General features: G+C 54.7%; 23 protein-coding genes and 1 riboswitch. Of the genes, 10 read left to right on the top strand and 13 right to left on the bottom strand.

The genetic code is table 11. From position 1 onward, the window contains the following. Window position 1 precedes the first annotated feature (1 nt). Window positions 2-1,087 (bottom strand): DUF262 domain-containing protein, encoded by a 1,086-nt coding sequence (locus AC5TBW_RS04570; RefSeq protein ID WP_495510939.1) that lies wholly within the window; start codon window positions 1,085-1,087, stop codon window positions 2-4. A 258-nt stretch (window positions 1,088-1,345) separates the two neighbouring features. Next, window positions 1,346-1,502: riboswitch (TPP riboswitch) on the top strand. A 90-nt stretch (window positions 1,503-1,592) separates the two neighbouring features. Here AC5TBW_RS04570 and tenA point away from each other — a divergent pair. The 3 genes from tenA (at window position 1,593) to AC5TBW_RS04555 (ending at window position 6,155) form a co-directional block, all read left to right on the top strand. Continuing rightward, entirely contained in the window at window positions 1,593-2,261 is a 669-nt protein-coding gene (gene tenA, locus AC5TBW_RS04565; RefSeq protein ID WP_495510938.1) for a thiaminase II, read from the top strand. Between the two features lie 27 nt (window positions 2,262-2,288). After that, the gene (gene thiC / locus AC5TBW_RS04560) at window positions 2,289-4,187 is read left to right on the top strand and encodes a phosphomethylpyrimidine synthase ThiC (RefSeq protein WP_495510937.1); all 1,899 of its coding nucleotides are present in this window, start codon (window positions 2,289-2,291) and stop codon (window positions 4,185-4,187) included. Window positions 4,188-4,445: 258 nt separating this feature from the next. Then, window positions 4,446-6,155 (top strand): hypothetical protein, encoded by a 1,710-nt coding sequence (locus AC5TBW_RS04555; RefSeq protein WP_495510936.1) that lies wholly within the window; start codon window positions 4,446-4,448, stop codon window positions 6,153-6,155. A 131-nt stretch (window positions 6,156-6,286) separates the two neighbouring features. Here the strand turns inward: AC5TBW_RS04555 and AC5TBW_RS04550 are convergent, their stop codons facing one another. The 6 genes from AC5TBW_RS04550 to AC5TBW_RS04525 form a co-directional block, all read right to left on the bottom strand. Next, a complete protein-coding gene (locus AC5TBW_RS04550) occupies window positions 6,287-7,366 on the bottom strand; it encodes an NAD(P)-dependent alcohol dehydrogenase (protein ID WP_495510935.1) in 1,080 nt (359 codons plus the stop codon). 235 nt (window positions 7,367-7,601) lie between these two features. Then, a complete protein-coding gene (locus AC5TBW_RS04545; RefSeq protein ID WP_495510934.1) occupies window positions 7,602-7,787 on the bottom strand; it encodes a CsbD family protein in 186 nt (61 codons plus the stop codon). Window positions 7,788-7,919: 132 nt separating this feature from the next. Further along, on the bottom strand, window positions 7,920-9,020 hold the full coding sequence (locus AC5TBW_RS04540; RefSeq protein ID WP_495510933.1) for a DUF2955 domain-containing protein: 1,101 nt from the start codon (window positions 9,018-9,020) through the stop codon (window positions 7,920-7,922). After that, window positions 9,010-10,071, bottom strand: coding sequence for an HlyD family secretion protein (locus AC5TBW_RS04535; RefSeq protein WP_495510932.1), 1,062 nt, complete (start codon window positions 10,069-10,071; stop codon window positions 9,010-9,012). The genes AC5TBW_RS04540 and AC5TBW_RS04535 overlap by 11 nt, the downstream gene beginning before the upstream one ends. 234 nt (window positions 10,072-10,305) lie before the next feature. Further along, complete coding sequence (locus AC5TBW_RS04530) at window positions 10,306-10,815, bottom strand: outer membrane beta-barrel protein (RefSeq protein WP_495510931.1); 510 nt, start codon at window positions 10,813-10,815, stop codon at window positions 10,306-10,308. Between the two features lie 118 nt (window positions 10,816-10,933). Further along, the gene (locus AC5TBW_RS04525; protein WP_495510930.1) at window positions 10,934-11,854 is read right to left on the bottom strand and encodes an EamA family transporter; all 921 of its coding nucleotides are present in this window, start codon (window positions 11,852-11,854) and stop codon (window positions 10,934-10,936) included. 38 nt (window positions 11,855-11,892) lie between these two features. Between AC5TBW_RS04525 and AC5TBW_RS04520 the strand changes: the two genes are divergently transcribed. After that, on the top strand, window positions 11,893-12,078 hold the full coding sequence (locus AC5TBW_RS04520) for a hypothetical protein (protein ID WP_495510929.1): 186 nt from the start codon (window positions 11,893-11,895) through the stop codon (window positions 12,076-12,078). A gap of 46 nt (window positions 12,079-12,124) precedes the next feature. On the opposite strand, the gene cyoE is transcribed toward AC5TBW_RS04520, so the two are convergent. The 6 genes from cyoE to AC5TBW_RS04490 form a co-directional block, all read right to left on the bottom strand. Continuing rightward, complete coding sequence (gene cyoE / locus AC5TBW_RS04515; RefSeq protein ID WP_290696351.1) at window positions 12,125-13,048, bottom strand: heme o synthase; 924 nt, start codon at window positions 13,046-13,048, stop codon at window positions 12,125-12,127. Beyond that, complete coding sequence (gene cyoD, locus AC5TBW_RS04510) at window positions 13,006-13,335, bottom strand: cytochrome o ubiquinol oxidase subunit IV (RefSeq protein ID WP_495510928.1); 330 nt, start codon at window positions 13,333-13,335, stop codon at window positions 13,006-13,008. Before cyoD ends, cyoE begins: the two co-directional genes overlap by 43 nt. A 1-nt stretch (window position 13,336) precedes the next feature. Next, window positions 13,337-13,948 carry a cytochrome o ubiquinol oxidase subunit III gene (gene cyoC, locus AC5TBW_RS04505; protein WP_495510927.1) on the bottom strand — a complete coding sequence of 204 codons (612 nt, stop codon included), beginning with the start codon at window positions 13,946-13,948 and terminating at the stop codon, window positions 13,337-13,339. A gap of 5 nt (window positions 13,949-13,953) precedes the next feature. After that, window positions 13,954-15,993, bottom strand: a complete 2,040-nt coding sequence (gene cyoB, locus AC5TBW_RS04500; protein WP_495510926.1) for a cytochrome o ubiquinol oxidase subunit I — start codon at window positions 15,991-15,993, stop codon at window positions 13,954-13,956. A 3-nt stretch (window positions 15,994-15,996) separates the two neighbouring features. After that, complete coding sequence (cyoA, locus tag AC5TBW_RS04495) at window positions 15,997-17,022, bottom strand: ubiquinol oxidase subunit II (RefSeq protein ID WP_495510925.1); 1,026 nt, start codon at window positions 17,020-17,022, stop codon at window positions 15,997-15,999. 302 nt (window positions 17,023-17,324) lie between these two features. Next, window positions 17,325-18,107 (bottom strand): DeoR/GlpR family DNA-binding transcription regulator, encoded by a 783-nt coding sequence (locus AC5TBW_RS04490; RefSeq protein WP_495511912.1) that lies wholly within the window; start codon window positions 18,105-18,107, stop codon window positions 17,325-17,327. Window positions 18,108-18,418: 311 nt separating this feature from the next. Between AC5TBW_RS04490 and AC5TBW_RS04485 the strand changes: the two genes are divergently transcribed. The 6 genes from AC5TBW_RS04485 to deoD all read left to right on the top strand — a co-directional run bounded on the left by AC5TBW_RS04485 (window position 18,419) and on the right by deoD (window position 25,112). Next, entirely contained in the window at window positions 18,419-19,285 is an 867-nt protein-coding gene (locus AC5TBW_RS04485; protein ID WP_495510924.1) for an outer membrane protein OmpK, read from the top strand. Between the two features lie 168 nt (window positions 19,286-19,453). Next, a complete protein-coding gene (locus tag AC5TBW_RS04480) occupies window positions 19,454-20,737 on the top strand; it encodes a NupC/NupG family nucleoside CNT transporter (RefSeq protein ID WP_495510923.1) in 1,284 nt (427 codons plus the stop codon). Between the two features lie 100 nt (window positions 20,738-20,837). After that, window positions 20,838-21,632 carry a deoxyribose-phosphate aldolase gene (gene deoC / locus AC5TBW_RS04475; protein ID WP_495510922.1) on the top strand — a complete coding sequence of 265 codons (795 nt, stop codon included), beginning with the start codon at window positions 20,838-20,840 and terminating at the stop codon, window positions 21,630-21,632. Further along, window positions 21,632-22,987: a thymidine phosphorylase gene (gene deoA / locus AC5TBW_RS04470; protein WP_495510921.1), complete on the top strand. Its 1,356-nt coding sequence runs from the start codon at window positions 21,632-21,634 to the stop codon at window positions 22,985-22,987. Before deoC ends, deoA begins: the two co-directional genes overlap by 1 nt. Next, complete coding sequence (locus AC5TBW_RS04465) at window positions 22,984-24,228, top strand: phosphopentomutase (protein ID WP_495510920.1); 1,245 nt, start codon at window positions 22,984-22,986, stop codon at window positions 24,226-24,228. Before deoA ends, AC5TBW_RS04465 begins: the two co-directional genes overlap by 4 nt. A 158-nt stretch (window positions 24,229-24,386) precedes the next feature. Beyond that, on the top strand, window positions 24,387-25,112 hold the full coding sequence (gene deoD, locus AC5TBW_RS04460; protein ID WP_495510919.1) for a purine-nucleoside phosphorylase: 726 nt from the start codon (window positions 24,387-24,389) through the stop codon (window positions 25,110-25,112). The last annotated feature ends 46 nt before the right edge of the window (window positions 25,113-25,158 follow it).

The following is a 25,158-nucleotide window of genomic DNA, read 5'->3' as shown; positions in this document are numbered from 1 at the left end:
ATCAGCTAAATAACTCAATTGACTTAGATATTCTGGCTTTAACTTTATCTGTCGCGGCCAACCCCTCGCTTAAGCTTTCTATTGAGAAATTTTCATCCTCCCTTAATGTCTTATAACGAGCAGATAGCTCCTCATTTGATTCATCTTCTAACGCATCTATATTTCTATATATACCTACAAATAGCGCTTCAACTGTTGACTTGCTCAATTTTGGAAGCTGCACTCCATCAAGTATTTTCCTATATAAAAGGGCAATAGAGCGGTTAATTCTATCGAATTTTGACTCTATTTCGTTTTCAGTAATTTTTTTCTTAGAATCCATATATTCATTAAGATACTTCGCTAGCCGACCATTATATTTTTCGAACGTATCAGCAAACGTGAATATTCTTAGGAATAACTCTTCGTATGCATATCGGTATGTTTTTTCTTCTTCGAGGCCAAATAGATCTCTAGTCTCTTTTTGTGAAACAATTTCTTTCAGCATTTCATTAAATGCACCTGCATATATGCAGTTACGGATTTCTTGGTTACTGAGCTTATTACCTCCGGTATTAAGGCGATGAAAAATCGTAAACAAATAATTTAAATGCGACTTTTTAGAATAATCACATCTTAGAACAGTCACAGGGATAGTTAGGTTCTCTATACGACTGTATATCTCAAAATGTTTATCTTTTAAATAACCAGACGTCCTTCCTGATATTCTCGAGTCAATATCTTCTAGTTTGGAAAGCCTCCACTGCTCGTCTGTCAAAAACTTGATAATGCTAGAAATTCTTTGTAATCCATCAATCATAAGCCTTTTTTCAGTTTTATAATCAAGGCTTAGACACATACTAGGAATCGGGAGCTGTTTAACTAGTGAGTCGATAAATCTTGTCTGGGCAGGGTTCGACCAAACAACATCACGCTGGAAGTCTGGTTTAATAATTAGTTGCCCTGCTTTATGCATTCTAACAAGGTCCGCACAAGACCTTAGCTCGTTGAAAGCTACAATGTCAGAAGGCGGAGTTTCAGAGTAGTCCTCTGACTCCTCTTGCTCGGCTTCTGCTCTTTCGATTTTTTCATTGTATTCTTCAGCCATGTAAAATTCTCCACCTCAATATTCGAAAATCGGTCTCTATTAGCTAATATCAATTATAAACCCCGCTACCAAACCCCAATAAACGAGTCGGCACATTTATTGGGGTTTGGTATCCGCCTAATTTGACTCTACCCCATTGATTCCATTGAGAGCAAAGCCAATTTTGGCAGAATACCTAAAACTCTTGTTCTGCGCGCATTGCCATCTCTAATCAAGCCCCTTGCATCTCCCCCACCCGCCTCCTACACTCCACCAACGAACAGCTTGACGGGGTGCCGGTGATATCCGGCTGAGATGGCGCAGGGTTAGCATTTTTGCTACCGAGCGCTGGTCCCGCTGAACCTGATCCGGCTAATGCGCTGCTTAGATAATATGCAGCGCGGGTACCGGCGTAGGGATCAAGCGATGGCCTTGGCTAGCTCTCTTTCACGATCGCACGCCACCTTCCGCGCCATTTCCTCGATCTTATTCGCCTGCCCTCCAGATCATTACCACCGGAGGCATCATGGGCTACCGCTTTACTGATCTCACCACCGCCTGCCAGCAAGATTGGCGTGCCTATATTGAGCACGATTTTGTGCGCCAGTTGGGCAATGCCACGCTGCCTGAGGCGTCGTTTCGCCACTACTTAAAGCAGGACTACCTGTTTTTAATTCACTTCGCCCGCGCCTACGCGCTGGCTGTCTATAAAAGCCCCACCCTTGCCGATCTTCGCCAAGCCCATGAAGGCTTAAAAGCCATCGTGGATGTGGAGTTGGGCCTGCACGTGGGGTTTTGTCAGGAGTGGGGGATTTCCGAGCAAGAACTGGCGGAGCTTCCCGAAGCCAGGGCCACTCTGGCCTACACCCGCTATGTGTTGGATACCGGCAACCGCGGCGACTTGCTCGATTTGCACGTGGCGTTGGCCCCCTGCCTGGTTGGCTACGGCGAAATCGCCAACTGGCTGAACGCCCAGCCTTCTACCCTGCGCGGTAGCCAAAACCCGTTTGACGCCTGGATTGCCATGTACGAAGGCGACGAGTTTCAGGCCGCCATGCAGGCGGAGCTTGAATGGCTAAACGCTCGCCTTGCCGACGTTACCCCTGCCCGCTTTACCGAGCTGAGCAAGATCTTCCGCGATGCCACCCGCCTGGAAATCGACTTCTGGCAGATGGGCCTAGACCTCTCTGAATAGTGGTCAACAACTACAAGGAACCGATACATGAGCAAGACTAGCCACTTTTTAGCCGAAACCGCCCAAGTCGATGCCGCCGCCATTCAGCCACTGCCCGGCTCGCGGAAGGTTTACATCGAAGGCTCCCAGCCGGATATTCGCGTCCCGTTTAGGGAGATCACCCTGTCACCGACCAAAACCACCGGTATCGATGAAGAGAACCCGCCGCTGCTGGTGTACGACACTTCCGGCCCTTACACCGACCCCGATGCCCAGATTGATCTGCGCCGCGGGCTGCCGGAACTACGCCGCGCCTGGATTGAGGCGCGGGACGACACCGAATTTCTCTCAGGCCCTACGTCTGATTACGGCAACCGCCGCGCCAACGACCCGATGCTTGCCCAGCTGCGCTTTGATTTAACCCGCACGCCGCGCCGCGCAAAAGCAGGCAAGAACGTCACCCAGCTGCACTACGCCCGCCAGGGCATTATTACGCCAGAAATGGAGTTTATTGCCCTGCGGGAAAACCAGCGTCGCCAAACGCTGGGTACCGCTGAAGTTGAGCGGATTCTGGGCCACCAGCACAAAGGCCAGAGCTTTGGCGCCAGCCTGCCGGAAGAGATCACCCCTGAATTCGTGCGTGATGAAGTCGCCCGCGGGCGGGCGATCATTCCCAATAACATCAACCACCCAGAAAGCGAGCCGATGATTATTGGCCGCAACTTTCTGGTCAAGATTAACGGCAACTTGGGTAACTCGGCTGTCACGTCTTCCATTGAGGAGGAAGTGGATAAGATGACCTGGGGTATCCGCTGGGGCGCGGATACCATCATGGATCTCTCCACCGGGCAGAACATCCACGAAACCCGCGAGTGGATTCTGCGCAACTCTCCGGTGCCGATTGGCACGGTGCCTATCTATCAGGCGCTGGAGAAGGTTAAAGGCGTGGCCGAAGACCTCACCTGGGAAGTCTTCCGCGATACGCTGATCGAGCAGGCCGAACAGGGTGTGGACTACTTCACCATTCATGCGGGGGTGCTGCTGCGCTATGTGCCGCTCACCGCCAAGCGGGTCACCGGCATTGTCAGCCGCGGCGGCTCGATCATGGCCAAGTGGTGTTTGTACCATCACCAGGAGAGCTTTCTGTACACCCACTTCGAGGAGATCTGCGAGATCTGCAAGCAGTACGATGTCGCGTTCTCCCTCGGCGATGGCCTACGCCCTGGCTCAGTGGCCGATGCCAACGACGAAGCACAAATGGCGGAGCTGAAAACCCTGGGCGAGCTGACCCACATTGCCTGGAAGCACGATGTGCAGGTGATGATCGAAGGCCCCGGCCATGTGCCCATGCATCTTGTGAAAGAGAACATGGATAAGCAGCTGGAGTACTGCGACGAAGCGCCTTTCTATACGCTTGGGCCGCTAGTCACGGATATCGCCCCCGGCTACGACCACATTACTTCCGGCATTGGGGCGGCGATGATCGGCTGGTTTGGCTGCGCCATGCTCTGCTACGTCACCCCGAAAGAGCATTTGGGTCTGCCAAACAAAGATGATGTCAAAACGGGCATCATTACCTACAAAATTGCTGCTCATGCGGCGGATCTCGCCAAGGGTCACCCGGCGGCGCAGCGGCGTGATAATGCGCTCTCCAAGGCGCGCTTCGAGTTCCGCTGGGAAGACCAGTTCAACCTGGGGCTAGACCCGGATACCGCCCGTGAGTACCACGACGAAACCCTGCCGAAAGACTCCGCCAAGGTGGCGCACTTCTGCTCCATGTGCGGGCCGAAGTTCTGCTCCATGAAGATCAGCCAGGAAGTGCGTGACACTTACAAAGACCGGGCCAACGAGCACGGCCTAAACGACGCAGAAGCGGTAAAACGTGGTATGGAAGAGCAGGCGGAGAAGTTTCGCAATAAAGGCAGCGAGCTCTATCAGGAAGTTTAAAAACAACGGGTGAAACATCCCTGATGCTGACAGTGGCGCCTGAGTGAAACCTCAGGCGCCATTTGCGTACCAAGCCTAGACTTGCCGTTTAATCGTCAATTTCACGTTAGCCTTTAGAATCTGCGCTTAACGTGTGGAAAGCATTTCCCACTCAAGCTTAAATTAATTATACATTGCCCGTGTATGATTCTCATTTGCATAGTATTCTATTCGCCACGCTTGATTTAAAACCACCTACTTGCAAAGAACTGACTTCAGATGAAAACCAAACTTTCCCTGGCGGTATCCCTTGCCCTGTTAAGCACTGGCTTGCTAAGTGCCTGCAGCGAGGATAACGGACCAACGGCAGCCGCCACAGAGCAGGAAGCGCCGAAAACTATCACAGCCCCCATGCTGAAATATATTCCGGCTGACTCTCCCTACTTCATGGCCACACGTGACGCCCTGCCGGAACAGGATATCTTTGATATTTTTCAGCGCACACAGCCCAACAATAACCTCGAAGCTGATCTGGATGAGCTGCGCCGCACACTGCCCGATATAGAAGACGACGTGCAGCGTTCGATGATGACGCTGTTAATCGCCATGGGTGAAGAGTTGGTCGGTGTTGAAACGCTGGAGGATGTTCACGCACTAGGCCTCAAGATGGGCCCTCAGGCTGCCTTTTATGGGCTGGGCATCCTGCCTGTTTTGCGCTTTGAGTTACACGATGAAGATGCCTTTCGAGACACGCTACAGCGCGTCCTAACCAAGGCAGAGATCAACCCGAGCACGGCCACTACCAACGGCAACGACTATTGGGAACTGACGCAAGAAGGGCCTATCAAGGCGATTCTCGCGATTATCGATCAGCAATTGTTGGTATCAGTAGTGCCGCAGGATGCCAACGACGAGTTGCTGGCCCAGGTACTGGGTAACAGCCTGCCCGACAGCAGCATCGGTGATACCGGCGCACTGGCGGAAATTGAACAGCGCCATGGTTTTACCCCTTACGGCGCTGGTCAGGTTTACTCTTCACGGTTGCTGAATGAGTTGAGCACTCCCACCCACTCAGGTACTCAGGCACTGATGGACGCGGTGGATCTAGCGCCGCTGGATCTCTCCTCCTGTCAGGCAGATATCGACCGTATCACTAGCCGCTTTCCTGGCTTGGCAATGGGCGCGCGTGAGTACAGTCTTGAGCGCATGGAGATGAACCTCATCCTGGAAACCGATGAAGGGATCGTCAGCGACCTGCGTGCCCTAACGACTCAGGTTCCAGGCCTGGGCAGCACAGAGGGAATGGCCAGCTTTGGATTGGGCCTGGACCTGCCTGTATTGACGCAGACCATTCAGAAGTATGCTCGGCAAGTGCGCGAGAATCCCTTCAGCTGTAATGAGCTACAGGATTTGAACCGCTCTTGGAACGAGATCAACACAGCGGTCAATAACCCGATCACCCAGATGATTGGTTCGTCGCTTTCGGGCTTCAATGCACGTATCGACAGCCTGACAATGAAGAACGGCGATCCTATCGCTAACGGCATCCTTGCCCTCGCCTCACAAAACCCTATGAGCCTGCTGTCTACAGCAAGCGCCTTCTTGCCTGAGCTTGGGGCTCTTGGCCTTGAACCCGGCGGGGAGACCAAGAAAATCAAAAGCATGCTGCTACCACCGGACATGCCAGCGCTTTATGCCGCTATGTCTGACACCGCCATCGTCTTGGGCGCGGGCATCAGCGATTCAGCGACACTAAAACAAGAGCTGAACGCCCCCACTTCAGATCGCGACCTGTTGCTACATGGCCACATAACGGGTGAGTTTTATCATTCGCTGGCTGATGTCATGGAGCAAGTAGAAATGGAGGAACTGACCGAATCTGATATTGAAATGTTCAAGCAGTATGCAGAGATCTACGACAACATGGCGTACTGGTTAGCAGTGGATGACGCGGGCGTTGAAATGAGCTTTTCGCTGGAACTTAAATGAGCTGAGCTAAGCTAACGTAAGTTCTGACGACTCAGATCATCCAATAAACCCGCTACTTATAAACGGCTACTTATAAACGACAGTAGCGGGTTTTGGTTGATAGCCTCGCTATTAAAGGCGGCGCTTGAGTTTTAGGAGACTTGGAGCGCCACTTTTAATACACCGTCGCGCTGGTGGGAGAAGAGATCATAGGCTTCGACGATATTTTCCAGCGCGTAGCGGTGGGTGACCAGGGGGCCAAGATCTAGCCGACCGGCGGCAATAATGCTCATCAACCGACGCATGCGCTCTTTGCCGCCAGGGCATAGCGAGGTAATGATCTTGTGGTCGCCCAGGCCCGCACAGAAAGCACCCAGCGGAATCGTCAGGTCTTGGGAGTAAACACCCAGGCTTGATAGCGTTCCGCCGGGCTTTAGTACCCGTAAAGCAGACTCGAATGTCTGCTGTAGGCCGAGCGCTTCAATGGCGCAATCAGCCCCGCGCCCGCCAGTGAGTTTGAGGATTTCTTCAACCACATCGACCTTACGAAAATCGATCGTGACATCCGCGCCCATCTGCTTGGCCATGGTTAGGCGCTCATCTATTCCGTCTACCGCAATAATCATCCCTGCCCCGCGTAGCTTTGCACCTGCGGTTGCGCATAAACCAATCGGGCCTTGGGCAAACACGACCACGATGTCGCCAATTTTGATACCGGCAGATTCCGCACCAGCAAAACCGGTGGACATAATGTCCGGGCACATCAGCACCTGTTCGTCGGTCAGGCCATCCGGCACGGGTGAGAGGTTGGCCTGGGCATCCGGCACCAGCAGGTACTCCGCTTGGGCGCCGTCGATAGTGTTACCAAAGCGCCAACCGCCCATCGGTTTGTAGCCGTGGCTGTGGTGGCCGCCATCCTGCGAACAGCAGTCATCCTGGCAGGCGTAGGAGGTAAAGCTGGGGCAGATCGCCCCGGCGATTACCCGCTGGCCTTCCTGATAGCCTTTTACGTTGGCGCCCAGTTTTTCGATCACGCCCACCGGCTCGTGACCAATGGTTAAGCCGCGCTCAACCGGGTATTCGCCTTTTAAGATATGGATATCGGTGCCGCAGATCGTTGTCGTGGTTACGCGCATCAGTGCGTCGTTGGGGCCGATCTCGGGAATGGGTTTGTCGTCTATCTCGATGCGGCCGGGCTCAACGAAGATGGCCGCTTTCATCATGGTAGGCATGGGTCGCTTCCTCAGTGAGGGGAGTCATGACACTTCACCATTAATGCATAGCTGACTGCAGGCAGGATTGCGCTAGATCAAGCGTTGCGAGAGTAAGACATCGCTATAATGCTGACCATTATCAAGAGAAATGGTTGTGGCGGGAGTCGTTCGTGGGCTTTAACCATTGGTTTTAGTTAAGCCCTTGAACGCCAACAGGGGGCCGTAGCCCCCTGTTGGAATCACTGTTAAGTAACTAGCGCTGTTTCTTGTGGCTATCCTTGGCTTCGCCTTTGCCTTTTTGCAGTTCGCCTTTCGCCTGTTGGGCTTTACCTTTAGCTTCTGTTTTATGACTACCAGTCGCCTTGCCCGCCGCTTCTTTGACTTTTCCCGCAGCTTTGTTAGCCGAACCTTTTGCTTTGTCTTCGGTACCAGTTGCCATGACAAACACCTCTAATCCGTTAGTAGGGAACATGCCATATGTGAAGGTGCAAATAGCACTACAATCACACGCTGACACTTCATCAGAGTAGTCTTTATTAAAAAAGTTGCGCTACTTTAATTTATGGTCGGTTTATTTTTTTAAACGCGTGGGTTCCCAGCGGTTTAATAAAAAATGTAGACAGGCCATCACTAATACGGTGAGGGTGAGCGCAACACTCATCGACGAGAATCGATAGAGCGCGCTGTATACCAGGTCTTGTTGTGGGCCTAACGACTGACCGAACAGAATTCCCAAGGTCGTTAACCCGCCAAAACCAATGCCTGAACCGCCGCCCTCATGAACATGCTCTCTTGCGAACAGCATCAGCCCCAGCCAATAGAGCAGAATCACCAGCAAAAAATGGTGGCTTTGGGTATACAGCAGTAACTGCATGACGAGCGCCATGTTGCAGCCTAACAATGTTCCAATGGCCCGCTTTCCTGCCGACACTTTCGCACCGGCGTAACCCATCGCAAACAGAACCAGAATGGTCGCCATCTGCGCGGAAAGGGATCCCTGTAAATCGAACATCTGAAACACCACAAACGAGAGCGTAGCGGTCACGCCGCCAATCAGGGTTTCATGGCGAATCTGCGCGGCTGATTTGGTCGCTCGTGGTGGTGGCTTGCGCGCTTCAACATCGGGAAAAAGGGTATGCATCAGCATGGCAATAAATACCGCCAGACCGCTGGCAACGAGATTGCTGGCCAATAGGTCGCTTAAATCGACATTCGGGTAGCTGGCGAAGTGAAGCAGAATGCTTAACGTCAGCACGCCGTTGGCACCGAACAAAAACATCGGCCCTTTCGCCATCAGGTTAAAGCGAAATAGAAACATCGCCAGCACCACGAGCGTCATCACCACCGGCATATGCTTCAGCAGGCCAACCACCAGGCTCACCTCAATTACGTTGAGCGATACGTTGGTTAAAAACTGGCGAATGATATGGCCATTGAGAATGGGCACCATGCCGAGCAGAAACATCGGAAAAACGGTGAAAAACACCCCGTAGTTCCAGCCCATTAACTGGCTGACCACAAACCCCAGTGCGCCTCCCCCTGCTACTCGTAGGCACTGGCGTAAACCGTTGTGTGTTAACGCTGGGCGAGTCGTACGCTGTGGGCTCGCCGTATCGCTCTTAAGCAACCAGCGCTTAGTCAACCAACCCTTAGCCAACCCGCTAATAGACATAGTGCAGCCAACTGATTAAATGCGACTGCAGCCAAACAAAGGGTTTGGCCAATACCGCATCACCAGGCTGAAGCTGCACCGTAGCGCGGGCGCCACTGGCGAGGGCTGTGGCGACCGGCTCTGTCAGCGCGATGTGGACGCGCATGCGCTGGGCGTCGCGTACCCAGCGGTCAGTGGTGGGAATATCGGCCAGTTGACCATCCGCCGCTAGCTGACCTTCGCGCACGCCAGCATCCATGGCGAGGACTTGGGCATCAAACACCTCACCCGGCCATGCATCAAACACGACCCGCGCGGCATCGCCTGGCGCCACATGGCGCAGGCTCTTTTCACGGAAGTCGGCGATGATATCTGTCTCATCTGCCACCACTGCAACAGCGGGCTGGCCCGCTTGTACATAGTCGCCAACATTCAACTGCAGATTGGTAACGTTACCCGCCTGGGCCGCCCGTACCTGAGTATGAGCAAGATCCAATCGGGCCTGGGAGAGCGCATTGTCGGCCTGGCGCAAGCGCAGGTTGGTCTCGCCTGAATCGCCTAACTGCACTTCTAGGCTCACGATTTTAGCCTTGGCCGCCGCCACGCTGGCCTGCGCAGTGCGCTCTGCAGCCACCTGCTGTTCGTACTGCTGGCGCGATACACTTTGGTGCGACATGAGCGTTTCAGCCCGACGAAGCTCACCCTGCCGCTCCGAGGCCGTGGCTTCAGCAGATGCTAATTCCGCTTGCGCGGAGGTGAGTTCTGCTTCCAAACGGGCATTCTCCCGCTCGGCTTGCTCGCGGTTCAACTGCGCTTGATCTACGGCTAAACGAAACGGCTCTGGGTCTATCTCAAACAGCACATCGTCTTTGGCAACGTGTTGGTGATCACTCACTAGCACCGCTTTCACTGGACCGCTGAGTTCGGGGGCAATCCGTGTGACTGGCCGCATCACCCTCGCCTCTGGCGTCATGGGCATAAAGCTATCGGCTAGCAGAAAGTAGATAAATAGCAGTACAAAGGCGGCAATAGCCACCTTTACCCATCGGGCAAATGTTTGATCAGGGGTCATGCAGAGCTCACTTGTTAGCTGCCAGGTAGACACCCTGGCAAACGCCTCTCGGCGGGCGCATATTATGTAGGAAAAGTATCAAGACTTTAGTCTAACAATTAATTAGCGCGCTAACAATGTGCACACCCCATCAGCCTTGCCATGGGCATCGTTAAAAACTTATAAATGCAAAAAGCCCCATGCCGTTAACAACGCCATGGGGCTGGATGTTTTACTTCGCTTTTTAACTAGCGGTTAGAACCGGTAGCGCAGGCCAACACTGGCCGCATCAAAGGTATAGTTGGACTTGTCCAGGTAGCGCATGTAGTCCGCTCCCACCGACAGATTGGGGGCAATATCCATTTCCGCACCGCCACCGTAGGAGAAGCCGCTCTCCCGGTTGTTTCTAACCTCAACTTCCGTGAAGCCTGCTAGGCCGTATAGGCGTACTTCACGCGCCACCGGGAAAATACCCTTGGCATAGGCGCCAGCGAGATGATCTAAATCCGCGCCGCCGTCCGAGCCGCCCGTACCTAAATGGCCTTCAAGGGCAAAGTAGTCGTTGAATTGAGCACCACCACGCAGGCGCAGGCCTACGGCGTCGCGGGATGGGCCTTGCTCTGGATCCAGGTTCCAGAACATCGCGTCACCGCCTACGTACCCCTGTGGGTAGGTGAAGGATTGCTGGGCTTGTGCAGACGCAGCAAAGGCGCTTGCGCCAACCAGGAGTGCCGCCGATGTAAGTGATACTAGGGACATCTTCATAGGTTGTACCTCAGTTAAAAAACAGCGTTTCCTTACTCAACTGCATTGTGGTCCATTACCTTGAAGAACGCAATTCGTCCGCCCTGCGTGCATGTAATTTCCTTTTTTCCTCCCCTGCTTACCTACCTTTTGAAAGGCTGAGCACGATAATACCACCGACTACCACGGCTCCCCCCACCAGTTGGCCGGGGCTGAGCATCTGTCCCAGCACGAAATAGCCCAGCACCAGGGAAGCTACCGGCTCGATATTCATTACGGGCGCATTGCGTGCCATATCAAGTCGCGGCACGAAAATGAACAGCGTCGAAAATGCCGAGCCATAGAGCAGCCCCAGTAGACCTAACCCTATCCAACCTGCGCTGTTGTCCGGCAGGCTCATGCCTCCTGGCACTACACCGGCGATGCCGCCAATAATCATGACGATAAACACCGTTTGCATGGTCAGCAGGCTGCGCAATGTGCTGCCTACCCCGGCCAGGCGGTGCTCGGTAATCCATAGCGCACAGGCAAATACAAAGGCAGCGGTTAAGCCAAACCCAATTCCCGCGATCCAGCCGGGCCCCATGCCATCTGCACTGGCAAGCCAGGAAGGGATATCCAGTACCACCAGCAGGCCGATCAGGATAGTGCCCATAATGAGGCAACTACGCAGTGTTGGGCGCGGGCCACCCAGCGCCCAGCTCAATAACGCCAATTGAATAGGAAAGGTATTGACCAACAGCAACGCAATCACCACCGGCAACCTTGCCACCGCCGAGTAGAGGCTGACGCTTTGGATCGCGATCAGCAGCCCCACGCCGAGTTGCCACGGCCAGGAGCCTGCGGGCAGCCACAGCCGCTTTCTCTGCACGATGACTAGCGCTACTAAAATCAAGCAGGCAACTCCCGAGCGGGTTAATACTGCCAGCAACAGCCCGGTGCCATTATCAAACGCCAGCCGTGCAGAGACGTGGTTGGCGGCGAACATGGTGGCCACGGTCATCATCAATAGAATCGCCAGATGGCGCGGCAATAGCTTGGGCAGAGTGGACGCTGACATAAGGACGTAAAGGCTCGTTAAGGAAGGAGAAGGCTCTCGTGGAAGAAGAAGAAGACCAAAGGGCAACCAAGGATAGTGAAGCACACCTGGCATTGAAAAACAGGCTAATGAAAAAGTGCGCGCTGCTTTCCGCACTGCAGCATTTTATACCAAAGTCTAAGACTTTTCTTCCCCTATCCGACGCTGGCCGTTCAAGAGGCAACAAAAAAGCCCCGAGCAGATGACTGTTCGGGGCTTTTTACTTAACACTTATGGCATGAACTGGTTATGTCACGCCAGCATGGGCACCATCGCCTCCAGCACCATCACTAAGCTCATCGCGGTGATGGTCAAAATAGAGACACCGAATACTTTCTTGGCCCAGCGCACATCATCGTCTAAGCGGTAACCGCGCAGCGCCAAGTAGAGCCAGTAGCCGCCCATGGTCAGCGCCACGCAGAGATACCCGGCACCCGCTTGGCTGGCCAGCCCCAGCGCCAGCGAGGCGGGAATAAACGCCACGATGTAGCCCAGGATATGGTGTTTGGCCATTTTGACCCCACGCACCACCGGCAGCACCGGAATCGAGGCACGGCGATAATCGGCATAGCGGAAAATCGCAATGGCGTAGGAGTGCGGCATCTGCCATAGGCAGAAAATCACCAGTAGCATGATGGCGCCGCTGTCGAACTGCCCGGTGACGGCACAGTAGCCTACCACTGGCGGCATGGCACCTGAGAGGCTGCCCACCAGCGTGCCGTACTCCGAGCGACGCTTCATATAGAGGCTATAAAGCCCTACATACACGCCCCAGCCAATCACAGCCAAGGCAACGGTTAACCCGTTGGTCCCCAGCGCCAGGCACACCACCCCCGACACGCCCAGCAGCGCCGAAACGCCCAGAGCCTGGGTGATGGAGATACTGCCCCTTACCAGTGGGCGATGGCGCGTGCGCGCCATCAGTGCATCAATATCGCGGTCGATGACGTTGTTACATGCACAACCCGACGCGATGATTAATGCAATCCCCACCATGACCGAGACAAAGCTGAGCCACTCAAACTGCCCCTGAGCGGCCAGGAAATAGCCACCCAGGGTAGCAATCAAGTTGCCGCCGATAATACCCGGCTTGGTCAGTTCAAGCAGATCCCGCCAACGGCTAGGTGCCGTGATCAGCCGATCATCATGTTGAGATGCAGATGCTGCATGATCCACAGCGAGCCTCCTACCACTAAGACGAGAATCGTCAGTGTGAAGACGAAGGACATCACGTTCCAGCCTTCGTCGGCTTTGGTACTCATATGCATGAACATGACCAGTTGCACCAGTATCTGCAACACGGCGGTCACGGCCACCACGATAACAGTGGTCAGCACGCTAAGTGAGCCACTCATCACCACCCCAAAGGGGATAATGGTCAGTATCAGCGACAATACCAGTCCTGTCACATACGACTTTACGCTGCCATGGTTATTAGTGGGGCTAGTCGGAGAATGACTCATCTCACAGCACTCCCATCAGATAGACGAATGAGAAGACACAGATCCAGACAATATCAAGGAAGTGCCAGAACAGACTTAGGCACAAAATCCTTGGTCGGGTCATGTCGTTCAGGCCTTTGGTGAAGAGCTGCACCAGCATGACTAAAATCCAGATCAAACCAAAGGTCACGTGGAGGCCATGGGTGCCCACTAGCGTGAAGAATGACGAAAGAAACGCGCTTTTATCCGGCCCATAGCCTTCATGAATCAAGTGCTGGAATTCGTAGATTTCCATACCCACGAAGCCAGCACCCAGCACGAACGTAATGGCCAGCCACGCCTTCACTTGACCCAGGCGCTGGGCGTTCATCGCCAGCACGCCCATGCCAAAGGTAAAGCTACTTAACAGCAGCAGGAAGGTTTCGACCAGTACGAACGGTAGCTCAAAAATGTCGGCCGCGGTTGGGCCCGCCGCCGTGCCCTTCATCAGCACGGCGTAGGTGGCGAACAGTGACCCGAAGATCACCAAGTCGCTCATTAAGTAGACCCAAAACCCAAATAGCTTGGTGCCCGTAGCATCGTGATGCTCGTGGGGCTCGGCTGATGCGTCGTGATGTAACGTATCCGTTGCCATTATGCTTACACCTCCACGTACTGTTGATGCTCACGTTTGCTATCTTCATCGTCAGCAGACGGCTTGTAGGGATCAGATTTTTTAATGCGTTGCTGGTGTGCACGTTCGATACGCTCAACTTCAGCCGCAGGTACGTAGTAGTCGATATCGTCGTTGAACACCCGCGCCATAAAGCTCACGAACACACCTAACGCGCCTACAGCGGCCAACCACCAGATATGCCACACCAGCGCGAAACCAATCACTAAGGCGAACAGACTCATCACCGGGCCTGCTACGGTGTTGCGCGGCATATGAATATCGGTATAGGGCGCTTCTTCAAGCTGCTCCTCGCCACGCTGCTTCTGCGACCAGAAGCTGTCGATATCGCCCACTTCCGGCAAGCGTGCAAAGTTGTAGAACGGCGCGGGAGAAGAGGTAGACCATTCCAGGGTACGGCCATCCCAGGGATCACCGGTGACATCCGCGTTCAGCTTGCGGTCACGGATACTCACCCAGAACTGGATGATGGTGCAGGCAATGCCCAGCATAATAATCACTGCGCCCACCCAGGCCAGAATCATCCAAGGCTGCCATTCGGTATTGGCATAGGACTGCATACGGCGAACGGCGCCGTAGAAGCTCAGCACATACAGCGGCATAAAGGCGACATAGAAGCCGACAAACCAGCACCAGAACGAGCGCTTGCCCCATTTTTCGTCGAGCTTGAAGCCGAACGCTTTGGGGAACCAAAAGGTAAGCCCCGCCATCATGCCAAACACCACACCGCCAATGATCACGTTGTGGAAGTGGGCAATCACGAACAGGCTGTTATGCAGTACAAAGTTAGCCGCAGGCACCGCCAGCATCACGCCTGTCATACCGCCCAAGGTAAAGGTGATAATAAAGCCTAAGGTCCACAGCACTGGCGACGTTAGCTCTAAGCTGCCACGGTAAATGGTGAACAGCCAGTTGAATACTTTTACCCCGGTAGGGATAGCAATAATCATGGTCATAATGCCGAAGAAGGCATTAACGTTGGCGCCCGCGCCCATGGTGAAGAAGTGGTGCAACCAAACAATAAACGACAGCAAGGTGATCGCAATCGTTGCCCAGACCATGGTCATATAACCAAACAGCCGCTTACGGGCAAAGGTCGAGATGACTTCAGAGAACACGCCAAAGGCAGGCAGAATCAGGATATAAACTTCTGGGTGACCCCACGCCCAGATGAGATTGACGTACATCATCATGTTGCCGCCAAAATCATTGGTAAAGAAGTGCATACCTAGGTATCGATCCAGCGTTAGCAGTGCAATTGTCGCGGTCAGAATCGGGAACGAGGCGATGATCAACACATTGGCGCACAGCGATGTCCAGGTGAAGATCGGCATGCGGAACATGGTCATGCCTTTGGTGCGCATTTTTAAAATGGTGACGAAGAAGTTGATACCGGTGAGCGTCGTGCCTATCCCGGATATCTGTAATGCCCATATCCAGTAATCGACCCCCACCCCGGGACTAAACTCGATCCCCGATAAGGGCGCATAGGCAAGCCAGCCGGTTTTGGCGAATTCGCCCACCACCAAAGAGATATTGACCAATATTGCCGCCACGGCAAACAGCCAAAAACTTAAGTTATTCAGGAAGGGAAAAGCGACGTCGCGGGCACCAATTTGTAGTGGCACCACCAAGTTCATCAGGCCGATGACCATGGGCATGGCGACAAAGAAGATCATGATCACGCCGTGGGCGGTAAAGATCTGGTCGTAGTGTTCGGGCGGCAAATAGCCCGCTGCATCCCCGGCGGCCATGGCCAACTGGGTACGCATCATAATCGCATCAGAGAAGCCGCGTAGCAGCATGACCAGCGCGACGACGAAGTACATGATACCGAGCTTTTTATGGTCGACGGAGGTAAACCACTCGTTCCATAGCCAGCCCCATTTACGGTAATAGGTTAACAAACCAAACAGTGCGATCCCGCCAATGGCCATAACGGCCGCCACGACCATAATGATCGGCTCGTGGTAGGGAATTGACTCTAAACTGAGTTTTCCAAACACGGCTTAACCTCCCGCTTCAACGCTAGAGGAGTGACTGCGCATGGCATTATCCTGACTAGCATGGTTGTTGGTGACATGGCCTGATTGGGCCGCATGATCAGTCGCTTGAGCGCTCTCGCTATCGTGGGAATCAGCATGGTCGCTGCCCATCTGATGGTCATCGCCCATAGCGTGCTCGCCACCGGTGTGGAAGCTTTTCACAATGCTTTCATAGAGCGACGGCGAAATAGCCGAGAAGTACTCCACCGGATTCGATTCGCTGGGCTCGGCCAGTGCTTCGTAGCCTTCGGGGTAGGTCAGCGTATCTGAAGCGTCGCGTACCGTTTCGACCCAGGCATCAAATTCAGCTGGGGTGGTCACTTTGGCTTCAAAGGTCATGCCCGAGAAGCCCGCACCACTGTAGTTGGTGGAACGTCCTGGGTAGCTGCCAATTTCATCGGCGATAAGATGGACATCGTTATCCATGCCCGCCATGGCGTAGATTTGGCTGCCAAGATGCGGAATGAAGAAGGCATTCATTACCGAGCCGGAACTCACCCGAAAGCGCACCGGGGTATCCACCGGGAAGGCCAGTTCATTAACGCTGGCAACGCCTTGCTCGGGATAGATAAACAGCCACTTCCAGTCTAGCGATACGGCCTGAATCTCGATCGGCGTCACGTCGCTTTCCAGCGGCTTGTGCGGGTCAAGGCTGTGGGACGTTTTGTAGGTCAACAAAGCAAGAACCGCGATGATGGCGCAGGGTACGATCCAGATCACCGCTTCAATCGCATTGGAGTGAGCCCAATCGGGCAAGTATTTAGCGGCGTTATTACTGCGCCGATAGCGCCAGCCAAACAGTAGCGTCATGGCAATGACAGGAATAACCACAATCAACATCAGGCCAAAGGAGGTCAGAATCAGCGTGCGCTGCTCAGCGCCAACCTGGCCTTTCGGGTCTAGCAGCGCTGAACTACAGCCTGCCAGAAACAGACACAGCGCAAGCAGCACTAGTGTGCCTCGCCTGCGCCATAGTGAGCGTCGTTGCATGGTGTGATCTCGTAAGAGGTTCAATAAAAACTAACCAGTCACGCCATCAAAAGCGTAGCAGGCTAACTAACACCCCATACTTTTCCCAAAACACGCTCAAAAATGGCTAACGATAGCGCTGAGCGTCATTGCTCCGGGAAAAATATGCGCCACCGAGTGGGGGTTGGCGACGGATCTCACTGGCTTAAGCCTTGAAGGCTTAAGCCAGTGAGACGAAAGCATTTTCTATTGATCGAGATCATGAAAGAAGTGGCGCATTGCCGCACCCTAGATATTGACGACTCAGAGTACCGGGCAAACAATCACGCCACTGTTATTTCAGGCACGACTATTTCAGGGACAGCGCGTCCGTTGTCGTTAAGCAATTGCGGCGCGCCCTCTTCATCGGTGACAACTACATCAAAGTCGTCCAGTGCGGCGAAATAGGCAGGACGCACCACGCCAAACTTGCTGGCATCCACCACGAGCAGGCGTTGCATGGCGGTGGCAATAGCGGCTTGTTTCGGGGCGACTTCATGAAAGTGGAAACAGCTCACACCTCTTTCCAGGTCTACCCCTGCCGCGGAGATTAGTGCTTTATTAATGCCTAAGCGCTCAATAGCTGCCGCCATATTATCACTGCCAAACGACTGCGAGGCGGCATAAAATAGCCCGCCCAATAGCACCAAGCGTACGTTCGGAAGCGCGGAAACCGCATTGGCGACGTTAAGCGCATAGGTCACCACCGTCAGCTCACGAAAATGACTTAACTGGCTCAATAAGGGAATCAGCGTTGAGCCACAATCGATAAACAGCGTATCGCCCTCTTCGATAAAGGCCAGCACACGTTGGCAGAGGCGATACTTCGCCTGATAGTGGCTAGCCTGTTGCTCAGTTAAATCATAAATCGGCGTTACGCCCGGATAGTTTGCCATCACCAAGCGCCCACCCAGCAGGGTCATCGCAGTAGGCTGGGTAGTGAGATCGCGACGGATCGTCATTTCTGACACATCGCACAGTTCTGCAGCATCGCGCAAATGCAGGGTGCCGCCACTGGCTAGCGCTTCCTGAAGTTTGGCTAGGCGCTGAGCGCTGCGGCCATTCATGGTGGGCATCTTCTGGCAAACCCTCTTGTTGTGATTAGCGCAACGTAAGCCTTGTCAGTTGCGTCAATGCTAGTTTCTATGCTGCGCGAGTAGGGTCGGAATTTCCACTGCCATGACGGCTAAAACTGCTCATAGCGAAAATTACGATAGCTATATGACATTTAAATAGCGTTGATGTGACAACACTTGCAAATCAACGTTAGAAAAATAACACTAAATGTTATAATTTTAACATTAGCGCCAGCCCGCACGACTAAAACCTCGGATAGCCAATCTCAAATGGCTCCGCGATAACCATTGTTGAGGCTTACATGACTGCTCGTACACTCTTGCGTACCCCACTTCGTACGCTGACTCGCTCTTCGTCTCTTATCGCGCTTGGCGCTGGCGTATTAGGGGCGACGATTGCCACACCGCTAATGGCAGATGAGGCTGCTCAGCCGCACCCCCTTGATCGGCTGTGGTCATTCGCCAACGTCTCGGTTAACTACCTTGACTGGTCGAACGGAACCGAAGCACGCACCGCCTCCAACGCGGCGAAAAGTGACTTTATGTTTCTCGAAATCGAAGGCGGCGCAGGCTTTAGCTGGGGCGAATTTTACGGCTTCTTTGATTTCGAGAACCCCACCAACGACCAGTTCGATGAATCCAGCGGCGGCAAAGACAACTTTCGCACCGCGGGTAAAATAACCTCGCACATTTATCTGGGCGACAGCCCGCTGTCGATTTATGCCCACCTTTACGACTTCCGCGATTACGGTTTTGAAAGCCGTGAGCAGGATCAGATTTTGGGCTTGGGCTACCGCACCACCTTTGACAACGGTCTTTGGTTCAAACCGTTTATTGGTGCCGCGCGGGTGCAAAGTAACAGCTACTCCGGCATGAATGGCTATATGGCAGGTTGGGTCGCGGGTTATGATTTCACTGCGCTCAACCAGAATTTCAGCGTCACCAACTGGCACGAGCAGACGTTTGGCCGTGACGATGAGTACCTGGAACAGAACTATGTAGGCGAAAAAGCAGGCAGTGTAGGCACCAACGGTGCACTGAGCCTGTGGTGGCATCCGAGCGACTTGATCACCACCGGCGTTCAGTATCGCTACTCTGACAATAAGTTGGGCACCCCCAACAATTACCAGAACGCGATGATCTACTCCGTCAAGCTCAACTTACTTTAATCGATTTAGGAGCCTCTGATTAACGTGATGAGCGCAGGCTAGACAAGGCAAAAATCAACGAAAAGGCGGAGTTTACTAGCAGTAAATGAGCACTTTGAGGCGATTTTTAACGCCGTATAGGCAAGCGCAATAGTTAATCAGAGGTTCCAGGACTCGAAGGATCCACTTATGACACTCCTTATGAGCTTGGTGGGTATGGTCACTCTGGTGGCCATTGCCCTAATCTTCTCTTACGACCGTAAATCTATCCGGCTACGTACTGTGCTGGGGGCCTTTGCCATTCAAGCGGGTATCGGCGCCTTTGTACTGTATGTACCGTTTGGCCAAGCGGTGCTGCAGGCCATTTCTTCAGGCGTTAGCCAAATATTGGTATATGCCAACGACGGTATCGGCTTTCTGTTCGGCGGCTTAGCCGACGTTGAAAACGTTGGCTTTGTGTTTGCTATCAAAGTACTGCCGGTCATCATCTTTTTCTCCTCACTGATTGCCGTGCTCTATTACATCGGCATTATGCAGTGGGTGATTCGTATCCTGGGTGGTGCTCTGCAGAAAGCGCTGGGCACCTCTCGGACAGAATCGCTCTCTGCGACCGCGAATATCTTCGTCGGCCAGACCGAAGCGCCGCTGGTAGTACGCCCATTTATCGCCCGTATGACGCCTTCACAGCTATTTGCCGTTATGTGTGGTGGTTTGGCGTCTGTCGCCGGTTCGGTGTTGGCGGGTTACGCAGCGCTGGGTATTCCCATGGAGTACCTGGTAGCCGCCTCCTTTATGGCGGCGCCGGGCGGGTTGCTGTTCGCCAAGCTGATCATGCCGGAAACCCAAGACGTTACCGACAGCGACAGCGTTACCAAGGTGGAAGAAGAGATTGAGGCCCAGGAAGATAAGCCCGCCAACGTGCTGGACGCCGCGGCATCGGGCGCTACGTCGGGTCTAATGCTGGCCGCTAACGTGGGCGCGATGCTACTCGCCTTTATCGCCCTAATTGCGCTGGTCAATGGCATTCTCGGCGGCGTTGGTGGCTGGGTGGGCTTTGACTCGCTGAGCCTGGAGCTGATCTTGGGCTGGCTGTTTGCCCCACTCGCGTTCCTGTTGGGTGTACCCTGGGAAGAAGCGACTCTGGCAGGCTCGTTCATTGGCCAGAAACTGGTGGTTAACGAATTTGTCGCCTACATCAACCTGGCGCCCTACATTGATGGGGAACAGGTGGTGGCTGCCACGGGTCAAATGATGACACCGCACACCATGGCGATTTTGTCTTTCGCGCTGTGTGGCTTTGCTAACCTCTCCTCCATTGCGATTCTGCTGGGCGGTCTGGGAAGCATTGCACCTACTCGTCGTAAAGAGATTGCCCGCTTTGGTGTCAAAGCCGTATTGGCCGGTACACTGTCCAACTTGATGTCGGCTTCGATTGCTGGCTTCTTTATTGCGCTGAGTGGCGCGTCTGCATAGCGCCTGTATGCTGAGTGCAATAACGGCAACTTAACGCATCGGGCACTGCGGTTTCATCCGCAGTGCCCGTTTTTATCTTTTACTGATTTGTGAGAATTCCATGACCGCGACTGTCTCCCCTCATATCGTCCAAGCCGCCCGCCAGGCACTCACCCTCATGGACCTGACGAGTCTGAACGACAGCGACACGGACAGCTCCATTGAAGCCCTCTGCCAGCAGGTCAAAACGCCCTTTGGCACCCCTGCCGCTGTTTGTGTCTATTCGCAGTTTATTGTCACGGCCCAACGCGCGCTGACTGCTCACACTCTCAATGACCAGGTAAAGATTGCCACGGTTACCAACTTCCCCGACGGTGGTGACGATATCATGGGCGCTGCCCGTGAAACCCGCGACGCCGTTGCATCCGGTGCCCATGAAGTCGATGTCGTATTTCCGTACCGCACCCTGATGGCGGGCGATGAAGAGACTGGCCTTGAACTGGTCGAGATGTGCAAGGCCGCCTGTGCTGGTCAAGCGCTGCTCAAAGTGATCATTGAATCCGGCGAGCTTAAAGAGCCTGCGCTGATCAAACGCGCTAGCGAACTCGCCATTGAAGGCGGTGCTGATTTCATTAAAACGTCGACAGGTAAAGTGCCCGTTAACGCTACGCTGGAAGCCGCCGAGATTATGCTCAACGCCATCAAGGCCAGCGGCAAAGACGTTGGTTTTAAAGCGGCGGGTGGCGTTAAAACAGCCGAGGATGCAGCGGAATATTTGGCCCTTGCCAATGACATTATGGGCCCCGGTTGGGTAACCCCCGCGCACTTCCGCTTTGGTGCCTCTAGCCTGCTGGGTAATCTTCTGGCGACGTTGACCGGCAACACCAACGCCGCCCCTACTGACGGAGGTTATTAATGTCTGCCAACGCGACGAAACATACCCTGCTCCCCCAGGAGCTGATTCGCCTTAAGCGTGATAACCAGCCGCTGCCCGCGGAAGAGATCAAGGCGTTTGTGCAGGGCATTGCCGATGACCGCATCAGCGACGCCCAAATCGGCGCCTTCACCATGGCGGTATTTCTCAACGGCATGAGCCGTGAAGAAGTCGTGGCGCTGACCACCGCGACACGCGATTCTGGCCATGTGATGCAGTGGAGCGACCTGAACCTACCCGGCCCGATTGTCGATAAACACTCCACCGGCGGCGTGGGCGATTTGGTTTCCCTGGTGCTCGGCCCCTGGGTCGCCGCCTGCGGCGCTTTTGTACCGATGATTTCCGGGCGCGGTCTGGGCCATACCGGCGGCACGCTGGACAAGCTCGAATCTATCCCCGGCTACGACCCTTACCCCGCGCCTGAGCGTTTCCGCGAGGTGGTAAAATCCACCGGCGTAGCGATTATCGGTCAAACGGCTGATCTCGCCCCCGCCGATAAGCGTATTTACGGCGTGCGTGACGTGACGGCCACCGTCGAATCGATTCCATTGATTACCGCCTCTATTCTAGGCAAGAAGCTGGCCTCCGGCCTCGATGCGCTGGTGATGGACGTTAAAGTGGGCAGCGGTGCCTTTATGCCCACGCCGGAAAAATCCCGAGAACTTGCCAAAAGCATCGCCAATGTGGCGACCCAGGCAGGCACGCCGACGACCGCCCTGCTCACCGACATGAGTCAGCCGCTGGCCCCTTGCGCCGGTAACGCGGTGGAAATCGTCGAGACGCTGGCGCTGTTGCGCGGCGACCGCCCCAACAGCCGTGTCATGCAAGTCACCCGCGAGCTGGCGGTAGAGATGTTGATTGCAGGCAAACTGGCAAGCTCTCGTGAAGACGCATTGGCTCAGCTCGAGAAGGCACTGACTTCCGGCGCCGCTGCTGAAGTGTTCGCACGTATGGTGCGTGAGCTCGGTGGCCCCAGCGACTTTATGGAGCGCTCAGAGCACTACCTGGCCAAAGCTGAAGTGATTAAGCCGGTATATGCCGAGCAAGCAGGGATCGTCCAGCGTATTGATACCCGCGCCGTAGGCATGAGTGTGGTGGAACTGGGCGGTGGTCGCTTGCGTAACGATGCCAGCGTCGACCACAGCGTCGGCTTCACCGACATCGTCGAGATTGGCGAGAGCGTGGATAGCCAGCGCCCCATTGCCATAGTACATGCCCGTAGTGAAGACGCCGCCGAGCATGCCGCCGAGCAGCTGCGCGCGGCGTTTACGATTGGCGAAGGCGCTGCCAGCGCCGATACCCTGCTACAAGACACTTTCCGTGGAGAATCCTTATGAGCCGCGCGATTGTATTAGTACTCGATTCGTTTGGCATTGGCGCCGCCCCGGATGCCGCAACCTTCGGAGATGAAGGCTCCGACACTCTGGGCCATATCGCCGCCGCCTGCGCCCGTGGCGAAGCCGATAACGCCAACCGTTCCGGCCCGCTTAAGCTACCCAATATGGCCAAACTAGGGCTGTTTCACGCCCACCGCGACGCCACGGGCAGCGTGGCCGAAGGCGTCACGCTACCGGAAAGCTTGGAAGGTGCTTACGCCCACGCCAAAGAGATTTCCAGCGGCAAAGATACCCCTTCCGGCCACTGGGAAATTGCCGGCGTGCCTGTACGCTTTGATTGGGGCTACTTTCTGGATAAAACCGACAGTTTCCCCCTTGAGCTGCTCGACGCCATCGTCCAGGAAGCTGACCTCACCGGGGTGATTGGCAACTGTCACGCATCGGGCACCGAGATCATCGCCCGCCTGGGTGAAGAGCACATCGCTACCGGCAAACCCATCGTTTATACCTCGGCGGACTCGGTGTTCCAAATTGCCGCCCACGAAGAGCATTTCGGCCTTGAACGGCTTTATAAGCTGTGCGAAACCGTCCGCGAGCTGCTGGAGCCTTACAACATCGGTCGCGTGATTGCGCGTCCGTTTATCGGCGAGGACAGCAACACGTTCGCCCGTACCGGCAACCGCCGGGACTACAGCGTTGAGCCACCGGCCCCCACCGTGCTGCAGAAGCTTGACGATGCCGGTGGCGAAGTGGTCTCGATTGGCAAAATTGCCGATATCTACGCCCACTGCGGCATTACCCACAAGGTCAAAGCCAGCGGTCACGATGCGCTGATGGACGCGACGCTCAACGAGATCGCGCGCACCAGCCAACGCGAAGAAGGCGAGCGTGCCATGATCATGACCAACTTTGTCGATTTTGACTCGGTTTACGGTCACCGCCGGGACGTGCCGGGCTATGCCGCCGCGCTGGAAGATTTCGACGCCAAGCTGCCTAAGCTGCTGACTGCGTTAAGCGAAGATGACCTGCTGATTCTCACCGCCGATCACGGCTGCGACCCCAGCTGGCACGGCACCGAGCACACCCGCGAGTACATCCCCATTCTGATACATGGCCCCGGCTTTACCCCCGGCCCGCTGGGCGAGCGCGGCACCTTTGCCGATATTGGCCAAACCCTGGCTGACTTTTTCCTGCTACCGGCCATGGCCGATGGCAAAAGCTTTCTACCTGACGCTGCTTAAAGGCAAATAACCAACCTCTAGCACAAAAGCGTGCAAGGTCTGAATCAGCCCGTAGCGGGGGTCTTTCGCCATGGATGGCGAAAGTAGCGCCCAGGGAAGGGTTCACAGCGCCCCCGCGAAGGGTTGATTCAGACCGTTAAATTATATGGGAGCGTGACATGGCTACACCGCATATTAATGCCGAGATGGGTGATTTCGCTGATACCGTACTGATGCCCGGCGACCCGCTGCGCGCCAAATACATCGCCGACACCTACCTGGAGAACGTGCGCCAGGTGAACGACGTGCGCAATATGTTCGGCTACACCGGCACCTACAAAGGCCGCGAAATTTCCGTGATGGGCCACGGCATGGGTATTCCGTCGGCCTCCATCTACGCCAAAGAGCTGATCACCGACTACGGCGTTAAATCGCTGATTCGTGTGGGCTCTTGCGGCGCGGTGCGTGACGACGTCAACGTTCGCGATGTCGTCATTGGCATGGGCGCCAGCACCGACTCCAAGGTCAATCGCATGCGCTTTAACGACCACGACTTCGCCGCCATTGCAGATTTTGAACTGACTCAGCACGCGGTCGCTGCCGCCAAGGCCAAGAACGTGCCGGTCAAAGTGGGCAACATTTTCTCTGCGGACTTGTTCTACAACCCGCAAACCGAAATGGCTGAAATGCTCAAGCGCTACGGCATTGTCGGCGTCGAGATGGAAGCCGCTGGCCTTTACGGCGTCGCCGCTGAATTTGGCGCCCGCGCCATGACGATCTGTACCGTATCGGATCACATCCTGAAAGGCGACTCGCTCTCCAGCGCCGACCGTCAAACCACCTTTGACGACATGATGCTGATTGCGCTGGACACCGTACTTCGCGACGACGCTGCCCGCGCCTAGCACGTTGAAAAGAGAACGTTGAAAAGAGCGCGTTGAAGCGGCCAAA

The organism is Vreelandella sp. ssv (genome assembly GCF_059448525.1).
Note: the sequence above shows the minus strand (reverse complement) of the source record. Positions and strands in the feature narration are given on the sequence as shown.

Excerpts from the sequence above, each read along its gene's own strand:
- AC5TBW_RS04465 (WP_495510920.1), top strand. The coding sequence starts at position 22,984 with ATGAGCCGCGCGATTGTATTAGTACTCGATTCGTTTGGCATTGGCGCC.
- AC5TBW_RS04485 (WP_495510924.1), top strand. The coding sequence starts at position 18,419 with ATGACTGCTCGTACACTCTTGCGTACCCCACTTCGTACGCTGACTCGC.
- thiC (WP_495510937.1), top strand. The coding sequence starts at position 2,289 with ATGAGCAAGACTAGCCACTTTTTAGCCGAAACCGCCCAAGTCGATGCC.
- deoA (WP_495510921.1), top strand. The coding sequence starts at position 21,632 with ATGTCTGCCAACGCGACGAAACATACCCTGCTCCCCCAGGAGCTGATT.
- cyoA (WP_495510925.1), bottom strand. The coding sequence starts at position 17,022 with ATGCAACGACGCTCACTATGGCGCAGGCGAGGCACACTAGTGCTGCTT.
- AC5TBW_RS04540 (WP_495510933.1), bottom strand. The coding sequence starts at position 9,020 with ATGTCTATTAGCGGGTTGGCTAAGGGTTGGTTGACTAAGCGCTGGTTG.
- deoD (WP_495510919.1), top strand. The coding sequence starts at position 24,387 with ATGGCTACACCGCATATTAATGCCGAGATGGGTGATTTCGCTGATACC.
- AC5TBW_RS04570 (WP_495510939.1), bottom strand. The coding sequence starts at position 1,087 with ATGGCTGAAGAATACAATGAAAAAATCGAAAGAGCAGAAGCCGAGCAA.
- AC5TBW_RS04555 (WP_495510936.1), top strand. The coding sequence starts at position 4,446 with ATGAAAACCAAACTTTCCCTGGCGGTATCCCTTGCCCTGTTAAGCACT.
- AC5TBW_RS04550 (WP_495510935.1), bottom strand. The coding sequence starts at position 7,366 with ATGCCTACCATGATGAAAGCGGCCATCTTCGTTGAGCCCGGCCGCATC.
- cyoC (WP_495510927.1), bottom strand. The coding sequence starts at position 13,948 with ATGGCAACGGATACGTTACATCACGACGCATCAGCCGAGCCCCACGAG.
- tenA (WP_495510938.1), top strand. The coding sequence starts at position 1,593 with ATGGGCTACCGCTTTACTGATCTCACCACCGCCTGCCAGCAAGATTGG.
- cyoD (WP_495510928.1), bottom strand. The coding sequence starts at position 13,335 with ATGAGTCATTCTCCGACTAGCCCCACTAATAACCATGGCAGCGTAAAG.
- AC5TBW_RS04535 (WP_495510932.1), bottom strand. The coding sequence starts at position 10,071 with ATGACCCCTGATCAAACATTTGCCCGATGGGTAAAGGTGGCTATTGCC.
- AC5TBW_RS04480 (WP_495510923.1), top strand. The coding sequence starts at position 19,454 with ATGACACTCCTTATGAGCTTGGTGGGTATGGTCACTCTGGTGGCCATT.
- deoC (WP_495510922.1), top strand. The coding sequence starts at position 20,838 with ATGACCGCGACTGTCTCCCCTCATATCGTCCAAGCCGCCCGCCAGGCA.
- AC5TBW_RS04490 (WP_495511912.1), bottom strand. The coding sequence starts at position 18,107 with ATGAATGGCCGCAGCGCTCAGCGCCTAGCCAAACTTCAGGAAGCGCTA.
- AC5TBW_RS04530 (WP_495510931.1), bottom strand. The coding sequence starts at position 10,815 with ATGAAGATGTCCCTAGTATCACTTACATCGGCGGCACTCCTGGTTGGC.
- AC5TBW_RS04525 (WP_495510930.1), bottom strand. The coding sequence starts at position 11,854 with ATGTCAGCGTCCACTCTGCCCAAGCTATTGCCGCGCCATCTGGCGATT.
- AC5TBW_RS04545 (WP_495510934.1), bottom strand. The coding sequence starts at position 7,787 with ATGGCAACTGGTACCGAAGACAAAGCAAAAGGTTCGGCTAACAAAGCT.